Genomic DNA, 13,744 nt, shown 5'->3' on the forward strand with positions numbered 1-13,744 from the left:
CTCGTGAAATACGGCCTTTATTTCGTTTGTCGCGGCCTCAAATTTACCGTCTTTTAGGTTTATGATGGCTATCATCGAGTTTATTTTATTTGAGTCGCCGCCCTTGTTCAGCGCTAAATTTAGCTTATTTCTGGCCTTTTCATACTGCCCTAGTCTTGCGTAAAGCATGCCAAGCGCCAGGTCTGCGTCAAATTCCTTTTGCGCTTCTAGTTTTTTTATCGCTTCGGCATCGTCGCCGATAAAGCTTAAAATTTTAGCCGAGAGGTAGTCGTAGCGGTCTTTATAGTAGCCGTTTTCGGCGTGCGAGAGAGCCGCTAGAGCCTCGACGTACTGGCCTTTATAGTAGTTTATTAGCGCGTAGTAGTAGTTGTATAGCGGAGAGTCTGCCTCCTTATACAAAAACGAATTAGCGAGATTTATATAATAGTTAAAATTTTGCTCGTTTTTTAGTTCTAGCGAGCTAACCGCGGCGTTTATGGCGCTAACGGCAACGTTTTCGTCGTTTGCGATCGCTTTTTTAAAGCTTTCTAGCGCGTCTTCGAATTTACCTTGCCTCATCTGCGAGACGCCAAGATTGTAGTTTGATAGGCTTTGGTTGTAGACGGCGATGTTTTCGTAGATTTTCAGCGCTTCAAATTTATTGCCCTTTTCGTAGAGCAAATTTGCCTTAGCGATCATGTCGTCGATCTTTGAACTGCCGAATTTTTGCGACTCGTAGCGCTCCTCGATATCTTTTACGATCTGTTTTTCGTCTATGGGCGGCTTTTTTTCGCCCCTAAAAACGAAAAACAAAACTACGGCTATGATGGTGACGAGCGCGCCTACCGCCCCGACGATGATAAAAAGCTTTTTCTTGCTTTTTTTAGTCTCTTCTTGCGCCTCTTGCGGCGGCTCTTCTTGGACGACGGGTTCTAGCTCGTCAAGCGAGACTAAGCCTTCTTCTTGGCTATTATCCGGTTCGTCTAAGGAGCTTGTCTCGGGGCTTTGCTCTTCGTCTATATCTTCAAGGATTACTACGTTTTCGTCGTCGTTTTGCGCCACTACATATACCTTTTAAGAACTTCGGGGATTTCGATGCTGCCGTCTGCTTTTTGGTAGTTTTCCATTATCGCTATTAGCGTTCTGCCTACGGCTAGGCTCGAGCCGTTTAGGGTGTTTACCAGAGCGTTTTTCTTGCCGTCTTTGTAGCGGATTTTAGCTCTGCGCGCTTGGAAATCGCGGGTATTTGATACCGAGCTTATCTCGCGGTATTTGTTTTGTCCAGGCAGCCAGACCTCGAGGTCTATCGTCTTTGCCGCGCTAAAGCCCAGATCGCCGCTGCAAAGCAGCATGTGGCGGTGCGGCAGCCCAAGGCTAGTTAGCAAGTCGCTGGCGCACGCTACCATCTCGTCTAGCATCTGCGCGCTTTGCTCGGGAGTCGTGATAGCTACGAGCTCGACCTTTTCAAACTGATGTTGGCGTATCATGCCGCGCGTGTCGCGTCCGGCGGAGCCCGCTTCTTTGCGGAAGCACGCCGAGTAACAAGTCATCTTTATCGGCAAGCTCTCTACGGGCAAAATTTCGTCGTTGTAAAGATTCGTCACCGGCACCTCGCTAGTGGGTATCAGGTACAAATCCTCGTCGCGCACTTTGTAAAGATCTTCTTCAAATTTAGGCAGTTGTCCGGTGCCGTAAAGCGTATTTGAGCTAACCAAAAACGGCACGTTAACCAGCTCGAAGCCGCGCGCGTTGTTAAAGTCTATCATGTAGTTAACCAGCGCTCTGCTAAGCCTTGCTCCCATACCCTTTAGCACGCAAAAGCGCGAGCCCGAAAGCTTAACTCCGCGCTCAAAATCAAGCCAGCCTAAACTCTCGCCAAGCTCGTAGTGCTCTTTGGGCGCGAAGCCAAATTTTGTCGGTTCCAGCACCGTTTTTACGCAGACGTTGCCATCCTCGTCGGCGCCAAACGGCACGTCGTCGTCGGTGATATTAGGCACGCAGCTTGCGATATTTTCTAGTTTTTCCTCGTATGCGCGCACGATATCGGCAGCATCGCCCATCGCCGTTTTGTTTAAATTTAGCTCGTTTTTTAGCTCGTCGGTATTCTCGCCGTTTCTAGCCCTTATGCCTAGCTCCTTACTCTTAGCGTTTTGGATCGCTTGGAAATTTTCTAGCGCTTGGCGTTTGGCTTTTAGCTCGTTAAACGTCGTCAAAAGCTCGTTTAAAACCTCGGGCTTTACGTTTTTTCCTTGCAATTTTTTTACGAACTCGTCGTAGCGAGTGTCGAGTAGTTTTAGATTTATCATTTTTATCCTTTACACCATAAACATAACTTTAGCAAATATCACGATGATCGCCGCCGCCGTAAACGCAAACGGGTGGATATTGCCTAGCGGACTAGGACGTTTTAGTATAAATTTACATGTGAGATTGGTCGCTACGGCCGCAAATATCAGCAGCGCCAAGATAACCTTTATCATAAAGACGATTTGTAAATTCGACCCAAAATATCCGCCTGCTTTCGAGCCGACCCAGCTACTCATCATCATGCCGCCCGTTAGCACTAAAAGCAGCACGCAAAGCGGCATGATTTTTATCGCGACGCTTGAGATGGCTTGTTGCGCTTTTTGCGCTATTTCTGCGGGCAGTTTGGCTTTAGCTCTTGAAAAAATAATCACGTCGAAAAATAAAAATCCGACGAAAATGATAGCGCAGATTAGGTGAATAAGCTGCGCGTAAGGGTAGATTGCTTGCATTTTTTTCCTTTAAAATTTATTTGTATATGCCTGTTACGGCGCGTATTTTTTCCATTATCGGCGCTGCGACGGCTCGTGCTTTTTTCGCGCCTTCGTTTAAAATTTCACCCACTTCGCCAGCGTGATTTAGATAATAATCAAATTTGCCCCTCGCGTCCGCAAAATAGTCCCAAACCAGCTCGTTTAGGTATATCTTGAAGTGCCCGTGTCCTTCGCCACCTCGCTCATACCGCGCTTGCAGTGCTTTTTGTCCGTCCTCGTCCAGGAATAATTTAGCGATATTGTAGACGTTGCAGTTTTGCCACTGCTTAGGCGCTTCAAGCGGCTCCGAGGTCGTCACGATGCTTGAAATTTGCTTTTTTAGCTCTTTTGCGCCGGCAAAAATATCTATCGTGTTTCCGTAGCTTTTGCTCATTTTCGCGCCGTCTGTGCCTGGCACGGTAGCGACGTTTTCATCGACTTTGTATTCCGGCAAGACGAAGATATTGCCGTGCTCGTTGTTAAATTTGATCGCGATGTCGCGCGCGATCTCGACGTGCTGGATTTGATCCTTACCCACGGGTACGACCTGCGCACCGTATAGTAGGATATCGGCCGCCATCAAAACCGGATAGCTAAAAAGCCCGTGATGCGAGGTTAGGCCCTTTGCGACCTTATCCTTGTAGCTGTGTGCGCGCTCGAGCAGGCCCATAGGCGTGTATTGGCTCAGTATCCAGTAGAGCTCTAAAACCTCTTTGACGTCGCTTTGCACCCAAAATACGCTCTTTTGCGGATCGATACCCAGCGATAAAAACGCGCTTGCCGCCTCATAGGTGTTTTGTTTTAGCTTCCCCGCGTCGGCGACCGAGGTCATGGCGTGGTAGTTTGCGATAAACATAAACATCTCGTTTTGCCCCTGCGCTTCAACCATTTGTTTGATCGAGGCGAAGTAGTTGCCTAGGTGTAGCTTTCCGCTTGGTTGCAAACCCGTTAGTACTCTCAAATTTTATCCTTTTTTGCGGCTTATCTTTTTCCGCTTTACTTTCTACTCTGCTTCGCCCCGTAGCTGCAAGCAGAAGTTAGATTTTGCTTCGCTTCACTGCGACGCACGACAAGTGCGCCTCATTCGCAAAGCAAAATCTGCCGCGTCTAGCGAAAAAATATCGCGCCTTATTTTTGTTTTTTATAAAATTTGCACGGCCATTTGACAATATTGCCGCTTATTAAATTTTACAATCTGCAAATTTAAAAATTTTTATCTGTCTTTTTTGCGCTAAATTTTGCAATTCGTCAAATTTGAACTCAAATTTTAGCTCACTTAAAATTTGACGTTTACCGCTCAAATTTCAGCGATACGAACCGCGCCGAATTTTCACACCGATACGGTTAAACGCTTTCGCATTAAATTTAAACCGCTCAAATTTAAAAATAGAAATTTAAAGCCGCAAATTTTAAAATTTACGCTCAAATTTCAACCCAAATTTTACTTAATCCTTTTTTATTTTTTCTAAAATCTCTTTCGCGACTTGCTCTAGCCCTTTGCCTTCGACGTCGATTATGAGATCGGCGACTCTTTTATACATCTTTTTTCTCTCGCTAAAAAGCTTTTTAGCCGCGTTTAAATCTTTTAAAAGCGGGCGTTTGGCGTAGTGCATCTGCGCTTCGCCGCTTTCATCTATTCGCTTTAAAATCGCCTCAAAACTTGATTTTAGATAGATGATTTTGCCGATTTTTTTAAGGCCTTTAACCTTTGCAAAGCCGCCGCCAGCCGCGATCACCGAGGATTTTACGTTTTTGGCCAGCTTTTTAGCGAGTTTTGCCTCGCATTTTCTAAAATACCCCTCGCCCTTAGCCTCGAAAATTTCTCGGACTTTTAAATTTTGCTCGCTTTCGATCAGCTCGTCGGTGTCTAAAAACAGCTTGCCCGTTTTTTTTGCGATATGCCTTGCTACCGTGCCTTTGCCCACGCCCATAAAGCCGATGAAAACTAAATTTTTACTCACTTTTTCCCTCGTTTTCCTCGTCCCCGCCGCTGCGATTTTTCGGGATCAGTACGATTGGAGTGCCGGATAGCTCGAATTTCTCGCGCAGTTTGTTCGTTAGGTAGCGTTTGTAGCTAAAGTGCAGGGCGCGCGGACGGTTCATCACGAGCGCGATCTTTGGCGGCGCGAAACCAAACTGCACCGCGTAGTAAATTTTCACGCTTTTGCCCTTTTCGCGCGGTATAGGATGCGCTTTTACCGCCTCTTCGATAGCTTCGTTTAGCCTTGCGGTTTGGATTTTTTGCGTGTAGTTTTTATAAACTTCTAAGATCAGCGGGTAAATTTTATGCACCCTTTTGCCGCCCAGAGCCGAAACGCTGATGATCGGCGCGTAGGCGAGAAATTTGAATTTATCCCTGATCTCTCGGCTAAATTTATCAAAATCTTCCTCGCTTTTGTCCCATTTGTTTAGCACGATTATGACGCCGAGCTCAAATTTAGCCGCTAGACCCGCGATACGCTCGTCAAGCTCGGTTAGCGGTTCGGAGCTATCAAGCACCAAAAGCGCGATGTCGGCGAGCTCGAGCGCGGACTGGGTGCGGTTTAGCGCGTATCTTTCGATGCCTTCTATCTTGCCGCGCTTTCTGATGCCCGCTGTATCAACGAACTCAAAAATCCTATCCTCATAGACGAAAGTCTCATTTACCGGATCTATCGTCGTGCCGGCTATGTCGCTCACGACCGCGCGAGATTCTTTTACTAGCGCGTTTAGAAGCGAGCTTTTGCCGACGTTTACGCGTCCGATGATGCCTACTTGGATATTTTTGCGTTCATAATCCTCGCGGGCTGAAATTTCCCTGACTACCTCGCCGTCGTCGCCGAAATTTTCTAAAAACTCGTCCAGATCTTCGCCCATGTCGGGTCTGATCTCGTCTTTTAGCTGTTTATAGATCCAGTCCGCTAGCTCGTCGATACCCGCGTTGTGGCTGACCGAAATAGCAAAGCTCGTTTTTGCGCCGAAATTTGCAAACTCGTAGCTTCGCAGCTCGTCTTTTTTGCTATCTATTTTGTTGATTACAAGCGCGGTCGGTAAATTTAGCTTTAAAAGCGCGTAGTATAGGGCTTTATCCTCGTCGCTAGGCATCATTTTGCCGTCAACCATAAAGATTATGGCGTCCGAGCTTTTAGCTTCGGCTAGGGTTTTTGCCTTGACGTTTTTAAAGAGTTCGCTGCTATCGTCTAGCCCGCCGCTGTCGATCAAAACGCAGCTTTTGCCATAAATTTCTATAATCGTTTTGTTCGTATCTCGCGTCGTACCGCTAACGTCGCTGGTGATAGCTATACGTCTGCCGGCTAGGCGGTTAAAGAGCGAGCTTTTGCCGACATTTGGCTTGCCGACTAAAATTATCTTTTGCAAAATTTTCCCTTAAAAATCCCGTTAAATTTGCGGCTGACTTCGCCGCTTAAAATCCCGATTATACAAATTTTTTGCTTACATTGTTTATAAATTTAAGCCGTTTTGCACTACAATAAAAGCCGATTTTTTAAAAAAGAGAAGTTAAATTTATGATTCATAGATTTTTGATGCGCCATTTAGGCGTTTATTATATGCTGGTAGCTTGCCTGTTTTTCTCGGTTACCGGAGCGTTTGCAAAGGCTTTAGGCGCGTATCTGCCTTCAATCGAGATCGTATTTTTTAGAAATTTTATAGGCCTGCTCATCATCTGCTACGCCATCTACAAAAAACCGCTTCATCAAAAAGGCGGACATCCATGGCTGCTCGTATTTCGCGGCGTAGTCGGTACGCTTGCGCTATTTGCGTTTTTTTATAATATCGCTCATATAAATTTAGGCGCGGCGTTTACTTTTTCAAAAACCAGTCCGATATTTACGGCGGTTTTGGCTACGATATTTTTCGGCGAAAAACTCGGCTCTCGCGGCTGGTTTGCGGTTTTTTTAGGCTTTGGCGGCATACTTTTTATAGTGCAGCCGAGTTTAGGCATCAGCAAAACCGATCTACTGGGCATCTGGAGTGGTCTTGGAGCGGCTATGGCGTATACGAGCGTAAAGGAGCTAAAAAAGAGTTACGACACGCGCACGATCGTGCTTTCCTTTATGTTTTTCGGCTCGGTTTTGCCGCTTATTTTTATGGGCGCGGCGGAGTTTGTTAGCTTTGCGGACTTTGATTTTTTGTTTTCTAAATTCGTCGCGCCAAGCGGCATAGAGTGGGTGTTTATCTTGCTGATGGGCGTTGCGGGACTTTATTTTCAGGTGTTTATGACGAAGGCCTACGCGGCTGGTAAAAAAGCGGGCGTCATAGCTACGGTCGGTTACGCCGACGTTATTTTCACTATCGCCATCGGTACCGCTATGGGCGATGCGTTGCCTAACGCGGCAGCGTTTTTCGGGATATTTTTGGTTATTTTTAGCGGGATAATAGTAGTCAAAGAAAGATAAATTTAGCCCGCAAAGCGTCTTAGTAGCGCATGAAATTTAAAGCCAAAATAAACAAAATCTCTTACCGCGTAGTTTTGGCGCAGGCATAAAAGGCGGATTTGATTAGCAAAACGGCGCGCGCTTAGCAAGCTTAAAGCTTGCTAAATTTAATCAAACAATGCCGCCTGCGCGCCGCAAGCTTGCTAAAAGCTATAAACTAGGCCCGCGCTTATTTGCATCATCGCAGGGTATCTAGGCTGCGCTTTAAACGTCCGATCAAACGTCGCAAACGCCCTTAAATTTTTAGCAATCTCGTAGCCTAGTCTCGCCGTTAGCTCGTTTTGGCGGTAGGTTTTATCGTCTGCACGCTTTAACCTATACTTTGTAGTGCCTAAAAGCATTCCTAAATTTAGCTTTTTTATCTTCGTATCAAACGCCGCGTAATACGTCCTTGCGTCGCGCTCGTATATCACGTCGCCTTCTTCGAAAAATACGATTTGATCGCCGGCTAAATTCATACTCCCCCAGCCTACGCTTTTGCCCGATTTTACGTAAGCCAAGGTAAGCTTGGTGCCCTCTAAAACGCCGTAAATTTTAGCCTCCGCCAAACTTCCGTCGCCGCTTTGTTTTCTCTCGTCGCTTCTTGCGTAGTGTAGCATCCAGCCTAGCTTCATCTCGCCCGCGCCGCTTTGAAAGCCGCCGCTTTCGTAAGATATTTTGCCGCCTAGCGCGCTAAATAGCTCGCTTGCGTAAAGCGCGTAAATTTTAACCGATGCGCCGCCTTGTTTATACGTGGCTCCCGCGTTAAAAATCCCTCGACCCTCGTTTAGCTTCGTAAAGCCCCACATTTCCTTTAAATAAGCCCTTCCGCGCCTTTTAGAATAGCTTGCGTCAAGGAGTAAATTAGGCGCTGCTTCGCTTGTTACCCGCACGCCGTCTTGGATCTTGCTCGACCAGTCGTTTATCATTTCAAATCGCCCGATTTTTAGGGTATTTACGCCGTCGTCGTAGCCCAAAAACAGCTGCGATAAAAGCGCCCTGTCGCCCTCGTAAATTCGCTCCGTGCTATCGCCCTTGCCGTGCAGCGTGCGGTAGTTTCTGTCGCCTTCATAGATCGGTACGCTACCGCGCCCGCCGATGCCAAGTTTTAGCGCGTCTAGGAAGCTAAGTTCGTAATTTAGCGCCGCTGAGCCCACCAGCCACGAAGTATCGTTAAAATACGTCGTTTTAGTCCCGCTAATTACCCGCCTAGTTTCGCTGTAAGCGCCTATTTCTCCGCTAAATTTAGAGCCCTGCAAGAGCGTTTCCAGCGGAGAAGCATGCAAATTTAAAGCCGTAAAATTTAAAGCCGCGAAGGCTACGAATTTTGCTATTTTTTTCATTATGACCCTTAAAAAAACGTCGATTTTACAAGAGTAATTCTTAAAATTTAGCAACAATGGGCTATAATCTTCGCAAAAAGGAGAGACGATGATACTAATAGCAGGGCCTTGCGTCATCGAGAGCGAGCAGCTCGTTTTTGATGTGGCAAAAAGGCTAGTGAAATTTAACGAAGATAAGCGGATAGATTTTTATTTCAAATCAAGCTTTGACAAGGCAAATCGCACGAGCATAAGCTCATTTCGCGGGCCCGGACTTGAAAAAGGGTGCGAAATTTTAGCCAAGGTAAAAAAGGAATTCGGTTTTAAAATTTTAACCGATATCCACGAGAGCTACCAGGCCGCACCCGTAGGCGAAGTAGCCGACGTGCTGCAAATCCCGGCGTTTTTGTGCCGCCAGACTGATCTGCTCGTGGCTGCGGCTAAGACAAAAGCGGTCGTAAATATCAAAAAAGGGCAGTTTTTAGCCGCCTCCGCGATGAAACACTCTGTTAAAAAAGTACTAGAAACAAGGGGCATTAGCGGCGATGGATACGAGATTGCCAAGCAAAACGGCGTGTGGCTAACGGAGCGTGGAAGTACCTTTGGCTACGGAAATTTAGTCGTAGATATGCGAAATTTGGTGCTGATGAGGGAATTTGCGCCCGTGATTTTCGATGCTACTCACAGCGTGCAGATGCCAAGCGCTCTGGGCGAGAAAAGCGGCGGGGACGCGAGATTCGTGCCATATCTGGCGCGAGCTGCGGCTGCTGCGGGCGTGGATGGATTTTTTTACGAGACGCACGTAAATCCTTGCGAGGCGCTTTGCGACGGGCCGAATATGCTAAATTTAGACGAGCTAAACGCAAATATCGCTCAAATTTTTAAGATAAAAGACGCCCTAGGCGATGCAAACTAAGGGATTTTTGTGGGTGCTAGGCGGTGCAGTCGCCGAGTGCGGCTGGGCGTATGGGCTAAAGCACGCCCAAAACGCCGTAGGATTCGCGCTTACTGCCGCGTTAGTCTGCGTTAGCTTCGTATCGTTTATGAAGGCTATGAAATACTTGCCCGTTAGCGTTGCATATACCGTATTTGTGGGATTTGGAGCATTTTTTATCGTGGTCGCCGAAAGCGTTAGCGAATTTCGCGCGAGCGGCCAGACGCCAGATCCTTTGCGGCTATTTTTTATAGCGACGCTGATCGCGGGCGTGCTTGGGTTAAAAAGGCTAAAATCTTGACGCACGTTTTAGCTCTTTTGGCGGCCGGGTGCTGCGAGGTTTTGGGTGTGTTTTTTCTAACCAAATTTCAAAAAAGCGTCGGCGTGAAAAAGGCGGCGAATTTTTTGATTTTGGTCGCAAATTTCGCCCTTTCGCTCTGGCTTTTGAGCTACGCGATGCAGGCGATGGCGATGTCGGTGGCGTACGCGATTTGGACGGGTATCGGAGCGGTCGGAGCCGTGGGCGTCGGAGTGATTTTTAACGGCGAAAAAATGAGCGCGCAAAAGGCGTTTTATCTATCGCTAATAACGCTAAGCGCGGTAATGTTAAAAATAATCTAAGGGGCAAATTTGGAGGTAGTAGAGCAGGTCACGTCGCGAGATAAATCCATCGTAAAAACAGGCCTCATAGGCATAGTGACAAATGCTATTTTAGCGGCTATAAAGGCGGTAGTGGGCTTTGCTAGTGGCTCGATCGCTATCATTTTAGATGCGGTAAATAACCTAAGCGACGCTCTCTCGTCGGTCATTACCATCGTCGGCATAAAAATAGCCGGGAAAAGCCCTGACAAAGAGCATCCATTTGGCTACGGCAGAGTGGAGTATCTAACGGCTATCGTTATAGGCGTGATCATACTTTATACAGGCGGCACGTCCGTGGTCGAGTCGGCCAAAAAGATCATCTCGCCAAGCACCCCAAACTACGACACTATCTCGCTTATTTTGATCGCCGTTTTGATTGTGGTCAAATTTGCGCTTGGGCTTTACACGCAAAGAGTCGGACAAAGGGTAAATTCCGACTCGCTCATAGCAAGCGGAGTGGACGCAAAATTTGACGCTCTCATCTCGCTTGGTACGCTTTTGGCGGCTTTGGTCTTTGTGTTTTTTGGCGTTAGCCTTGAAGCATATCTTGGCGTGATCATATCGCTACTTCTTATCAAGGCGGCACTTGAAATTTTACGTGACGCGATAGATAAAATTTTAGGCGAAAGGATGCCTAACAGCGAGAGCTCGCAAATTTATGAGTGCATAGGCTCGTTTGACGGCGTGCTTGGGGCTTATGACCTTATCTTTAACGACTACGGCCCAGACAAGAAGCTAGGCAGCGTGCATATAGAGGTGGCGCACGACATGAACGCTGCGCAGATAGACGCGCTTACTAGACGCATACAAAATGAAATTTTTGCGAAATTTAACATTGTTTTAGATACCATTGGCATCTATGCATTTGATAAAGAGAACAACGCAACAAGGCTAAATGTCGAAAAGATAGTTTTTGGACATAAATTTATCAAGCAAATGCATGGATTTTACATAAATAAAGAGACAAATACGATCACGTTTGATATCGTCATAGACTTTAACGCGCCAGATAGCTCGGCGCTCTACCGCGAAATTTTATCGCAAGTAAGCAGCGCATATCCTAGCTACAAGGTCATCATCACGCGTGACACGGACTACAACGGATAGAAATTTAAGGAGCAGACATGAAAATAATCGAAGGAAATTTGGCTCTAAAAGGCGGCGAGAAGATCGCTATAGTGGGCGCGAGATTTAACCACATCATCACCGATAGGTTGGTCGAGGGCGCGAGGGATGCGTTTTTGCGTCACGGCGGCGACGAGGCGAATTTGAGCCTCATTTTGGTGCCGGGCGCGTTTGAGATACCGATGGCGCTTGAAAAGGCGCTAGCTAGCGGTAAATTTGACGCCGTTTGCTGCGTGGGAGCGGTGATCCGCGGCTCTACGCCTCACTTTGACTACGTTAGCGCCGAGACCACCAAGGGCATCGCAAACGTCACGCTAAAGTACGGCAAGCCGGTGACGTTTGGCGTGCTAACGGTCGATAGCATCGAGCAAGCCATCGAGCGAGCTGGCTCAAAGGCCGGAAACAAGGGCTTTGAAGCGATGACGGGCGTGATCGAGATGCTAAGCTTATATAAAAATTTGGAGGCGTAAAATGGCGACTCGTCATCAGGTTAGACAAGCCGTCGTTTCGCTACTATATGCGCGCGAAATGGGTAGCTGCGGCGAAGAGTTCGTCGAGGAGTTTTTAGAAGAAAAAAAGATAAGAAATGATCAAAGAAGCCTTGCGCTGTCGCTTTTTCACGGCATTTTGGAGCATGCAGAGGAGCTTGACGCGCTACTAAACGCGCGCCTAAAAGAGTGGAAGATAAACGAGATCGGCAGCATCGAGCGCGCCGTGCTGCGACTGGGGGCGTACGAGATGAAATTTACCCCGACCGATAAGGCCGTCATCATAAACGAGGGTATCGAGCTTGGCAAAGAGCTGGGCGGAGACTCGGCGCCGAAATTTATAAACGGCGTGCTAGACGCGCTAAAGGCCGACCTGTGAAGCTCTGCGTCGCGCTTGATCTGGGCTCGAAGCAGGAGTGCTTGCAGCTGGCGGAGCGGCTTGCGGACTTTTCGGATAAAATTTGGCTCAAAGTCGGGCTACGGGCTTATTTGCGCGACGGGGCGGGATTTATAGAGGAGCTAAAAAAGCTCGGAAATTTTAAAATTTTCCTCGATCTAAAGCTCTACGACATCCCAAACACGATGGCCGACGCCGCCGAGGAGATCGCTAAAATCGGCGTAGATATGATAAACGTGCACGCAAGCAGCGGCAAACGCGCGATGGCTACGGTGATGGAGCGACTGGACAAGCTCGGTTCGCGTCCATTGGTGCTTGCGGTCTCTGCGCTAACGAGCTTTGACGAGGCCGAGTTTAGAGCGGTTTACGAGCAAAATTTAAGCGACGCCGTGCGCAAATTTAGCGTGATGAGCTATGAAGCGGGGCTTGACGGCATGGTTTGTTCGGCGTTTGAGAGCCGCCTGATAAAGGACGCTACGAGTGCAAATTTTATCACGCTCTGCCCTGGCGTACGGCCGTTTGGCGAGAGTGCGGCAGATCAAAAGCGAGTAGCGGATCTGGGCGTCGCGCGCGAAGCGGGAGCCGATTTTATCGTGGTCGGTCGCCCGATCTATCAAAGCGCCGATCCGCGCGAAATTTGCGAGCGGATTTTGGGTCAAATTTAGCATCAAAGCTTGCGTAAAATTTAGTCTCAAATGGTTTTGGTCTGCTTTTCGCATGATAAATTTTAATCAAAACGCGCACAAAGGCGGCTCGGAGGATGTCGAAGCGCCGTCATCATCTTTTTGTAAAATCCGTTGGAGTTTGAAACAAACGCGTCAGATTTTTGCATTTGGCGCAAGGCGGAAGCGTAAATTTACTCCGCTGGGGATTTAAAACGTTTAAGTTCTGCCGTGCCCAAGCTCCCTGCTAGCTGGCGGATAAAATTTCCGATAACCAGCGCGGCAGCAGATATCTTAATACTAAAAAGCGGCGCACATAAGGGTGGCGGCCCGGCGGCGAGGTAAAATTTTAAAAATTTTCGCACCGCGTGGATAAAATTTTAAAATTTGCCTCACACGAGTAAGACTTTAGAATTCCGCACTCTCAAGGGGCTTTAAAATTTTATCCAAATGGTGAGCCCGGCGAAATTTAAATAAAGATTGGAGTAAAATTTGAGTAAAGGCGCGAGTGATTTTAAGAAAATCCCATATGTCGGCGAGGCGACCGAGATAGATCTCCTCGCACTCGGCTACACCGATATCGCTTCGCTAAAGGGCGCGGATCCAGATGAGATGTATGAGCGCACAAAGGCTCTCGGGCGCGGCAGCGACAGGTGCATCCTCTACGTTTACCGCATGATTTGCTACTACGCCAGCACGCCCCGTCCCGACAAAGCCAAGCTAAAATGGTGGCTTTGGAAGGATTAAATTTGCAAATTTGACATGCGATAAGCGGTTTAAATTTGAATAAGCAAGCCTGTCTTTGTGAAATTTAGCTTAATGCGCCGCCGTTGAACCTCGTAAATTCATCGGCTATTTTACGCGGCTGTTTTGCTGCGGGAGAGCGACAGGCTCGAAAATGCAAATTTAAGCAAGATATCAGCGGTATTTAATTATAATGCGGTTTCTTTTTTGTGGACAGATGGGTGAGTGGCCGAAACCACACCCCTGCTAAGGGTGCAGC

The 13,744-nt window shown here is 47.5% G+C and carries 16 protein-coding genes; 9 read left to right on the forward strand and 7 right to left on the reverse strand.

The window, feature by feature from the left end; all coding sequences use genetic code 11:
• The 6 genes from RYL88_RS07050 to der all read right to left on the reverse strand — a co-directional run.
• Positions 1-1,041 (reverse strand): tetratricopeptide repeat protein (locus RYL88_RS07050; RefSeq protein ID WP_314990107.1); only part of this gene is annotated, 1,041 nt, incomplete at its 3' end.
• On the reverse strand, positions 1,041-2,285 hold the full coding sequence (gene serS, locus RYL88_RS07055; RefSeq protein WP_314990108.1) for a serine--tRNA ligase: 1,245 nt from the start codon (positions 2,283-2,285) through the stop codon (positions 1,041-1,043). The genes RYL88_RS07050 and serS, both read right to left, overlap by 1 nt.
• Positions 2,286-2,294: 9 nt before the next feature.
• On the reverse strand, positions 2,295-2,735 hold the full coding sequence (locus tag RYL88_RS07060) for a copper resistance protein CopD (RefSeq protein WP_314990109.1): 441 nt from the start codon (positions 2,733-2,735) through the stop codon (positions 2,295-2,297).
• Between the two features lie 16 nt (positions 2,736-2,751).
• Complete coding sequence (gene trpS / locus RYL88_RS07065) at positions 2,752-3,717, reverse strand: tryptophan--tRNA ligase (protein WP_314990110.1); 966 nt, start codon at positions 3,715-3,717, stop codon at positions 2,752-2,754.
• A gap of 484 nt (positions 3,718-4,201) precedes the next feature.
• Positions 4,202-4,717 carry a shikimate kinase gene (locus RYL88_RS07070; RefSeq protein WP_314990112.1) on the reverse strand — a complete coding sequence of 172 codons (516 nt, stop codon included), beginning with the start codon at positions 4,715-4,717 and terminating at the stop codon, positions 4,202-4,204.
• Entirely contained in the window at positions 4,710-6,113 is a 1,404-nt protein-coding gene (gene der / locus RYL88_RS07075; protein WP_314990113.1) for a ribosome biogenesis GTPase Der, read from the reverse strand. The genes RYL88_RS07070 and der overlap by 8 nt, the downstream gene beginning before the upstream one ends.
• 149 nt (positions 6,114-6,262) lie before the next feature.
• Here der and RYL88_RS07080 point away from each other — a divergent pair, with 149 nt between their 5' ends.
• Positions 6,263-7,153: a DMT family transporter gene (locus RYL88_RS07080; protein WP_314990114.1), complete on the forward strand. Its 891-nt coding sequence runs from the start codon at positions 6,263-6,265 to the stop codon at positions 7,151-7,153.
• Positions 7,154-7,335: 182 nt separating this feature from the next.
• On the opposite strand, the gene RYL88_RS07085 is transcribed toward RYL88_RS07080, so the two are convergent.
• Complete coding sequence (locus RYL88_RS07085) at positions 7,336-8,514, reverse strand: Opr family porin (RefSeq protein ID WP_314990116.1); 1,179 nt, start codon at positions 8,512-8,514, stop codon at positions 7,336-7,338.
• Between the two features lie 88 nt (positions 8,515-8,602).
• Here RYL88_RS07085 and kdsA point away from each other — a divergent pair, with 88 nt between their 5' ends.
• From kdsA to RYL88_RS07125, 8 genes are all read left to right on the forward strand, one after another.
• Entirely contained in the window at positions 8,603-9,409 is an 807-nt protein-coding gene (gene kdsA, locus RYL88_RS07090; protein ID WP_314990118.1) for a 3-deoxy-8-phosphooctulonate synthase, read from the forward strand.
• Positions 9,399-9,728 (forward strand): multidrug efflux SMR transporter, encoded by a 330-nt coding sequence (locus RYL88_RS07095; RefSeq protein WP_107690770.1) that lies wholly within the window; start codon positions 9,399-9,401, stop codon positions 9,726-9,728. Before kdsA ends, RYL88_RS07095 begins: the two co-directional genes overlap by 11 nt.
• Entirely contained in the window at positions 9,725-10,048 is a 324-nt protein-coding gene (locus tag RYL88_RS07100; RefSeq protein ID WP_314990122.1) for an SMR family transporter, read from the forward strand. The genes RYL88_RS07095 and RYL88_RS07100 overlap by 4 nt, the downstream gene beginning before the upstream one ends.
• 9 nt (positions 10,049-10,057) lie before the next feature.
• A complete protein-coding gene (locus tag RYL88_RS07105) occupies positions 10,058-11,176 on the forward strand; it encodes a cation diffusion facilitator family transporter (RefSeq protein ID WP_314990124.1) in 1,119 nt (372 codons plus the stop codon).
• Positions 11,177-11,193: 17 nt separating this feature from the next.
• Entirely contained in the window at positions 11,194-11,664 is a 471-nt protein-coding gene (ribH, locus tag RYL88_RS07110) for a 6,7-dimethyl-8-ribityllumazine synthase (RefSeq protein ID WP_103576413.1), read from the forward strand.
• A 1-nt stretch (position 11,665) separates the two neighbouring features.
• The gene (gene nusB, locus RYL88_RS07115; protein ID WP_314990127.1) at positions 11,666-12,061 is read left to right on the forward strand and encodes a transcription antitermination factor NusB; all 396 of its coding nucleotides are present in this window, start codon (positions 11,666-11,668) and stop codon (positions 12,059-12,061) included.
• A complete protein-coding gene (gene pyrF, locus RYL88_RS07120) occupies positions 12,058-12,744 on the forward strand; it encodes an orotidine-5'-phosphate decarboxylase (RefSeq protein ID WP_314990129.1) in 687 nt (228 codons plus the stop codon). Before nusB ends, pyrF begins: the two co-directional genes overlap by 4 nt.
• 489 nt (positions 12,745-13,233) lie before the next feature.
• Complete coding sequence (locus RYL88_RS07125) at positions 13,234-13,488, forward strand: helix-hairpin-helix domain-containing protein (RefSeq protein ID WP_314990130.1); 255 nt, start codon at positions 13,234-13,236, stop codon at positions 13,486-13,488.
• The last annotated feature ends 256 nt before the right edge of the window (positions 13,489-13,744 follow it).

The organism is uncultured Campylobacter sp. (assembly GCF_963517995.1).
Lineage (GTDB): Bacteria > Campylobacterota > Campylobacteria > Campylobacterales > Campylobacteraceae > Campylobacter_A.

What these genes read in the sequence shown, in the direction of transcription:
- nusB (WP_314990127.1), top strand. Translation starts at nt 11,666, where the DNA reads ATGGCGACTCGTCATCAGGTTAGACAAGCCGTCGTTTCGCTACTATAT.
- kdsA (WP_314990118.1), top strand. Translation starts at nt 8,603, where the DNA reads ATGATACTAATAGCAGGGCCTTGCGTCATCGAGAGCGAGCAGCTCGTT.
- ribH (WP_103576413.1), top strand. Translation starts at nt 11,194, where the DNA reads ATGAAAATAATCGAAGGAAATTTGGCTCTAAAAGGCGGCGAGAAGATC.
- RYL88_RS07060 (WP_314990109.1), bottom strand. Translation starts at nt 2,735, where the DNA reads ATGCAAGCAATCTACCCTTACGCGCAGCTTATTCACCTAATCTGCGCT.
- RYL88_RS07080 (WP_314990114.1), top strand. Translation starts at nt 6,263, where the DNA reads ATGATTCATAGATTTTTGATGCGCCATTTAGGCGTTTATTATATGCTG.
- RYL88_RS07095 (WP_107690770.1), top strand. Translation starts at nt 9,399, where the DNA reads ATGCAAACTAAGGGATTTTTGTGGGTGCTAGGCGGTGCAGTCGCCGAG.
- serS (WP_314990108.1), bottom strand. Translation starts at nt 2,285, where the DNA reads ATGATAAATCTAAAACTACTCGACACTCGCTACGACGAGTTCGTAAAA.
- RYL88_RS07085 (WP_314990116.1), bottom strand. Translation starts at nt 8,514, where the DNA reads ATGAAAAAAATAGCAAAATTCGTAGCCTTCGCGGCTTTAAATTTTACG.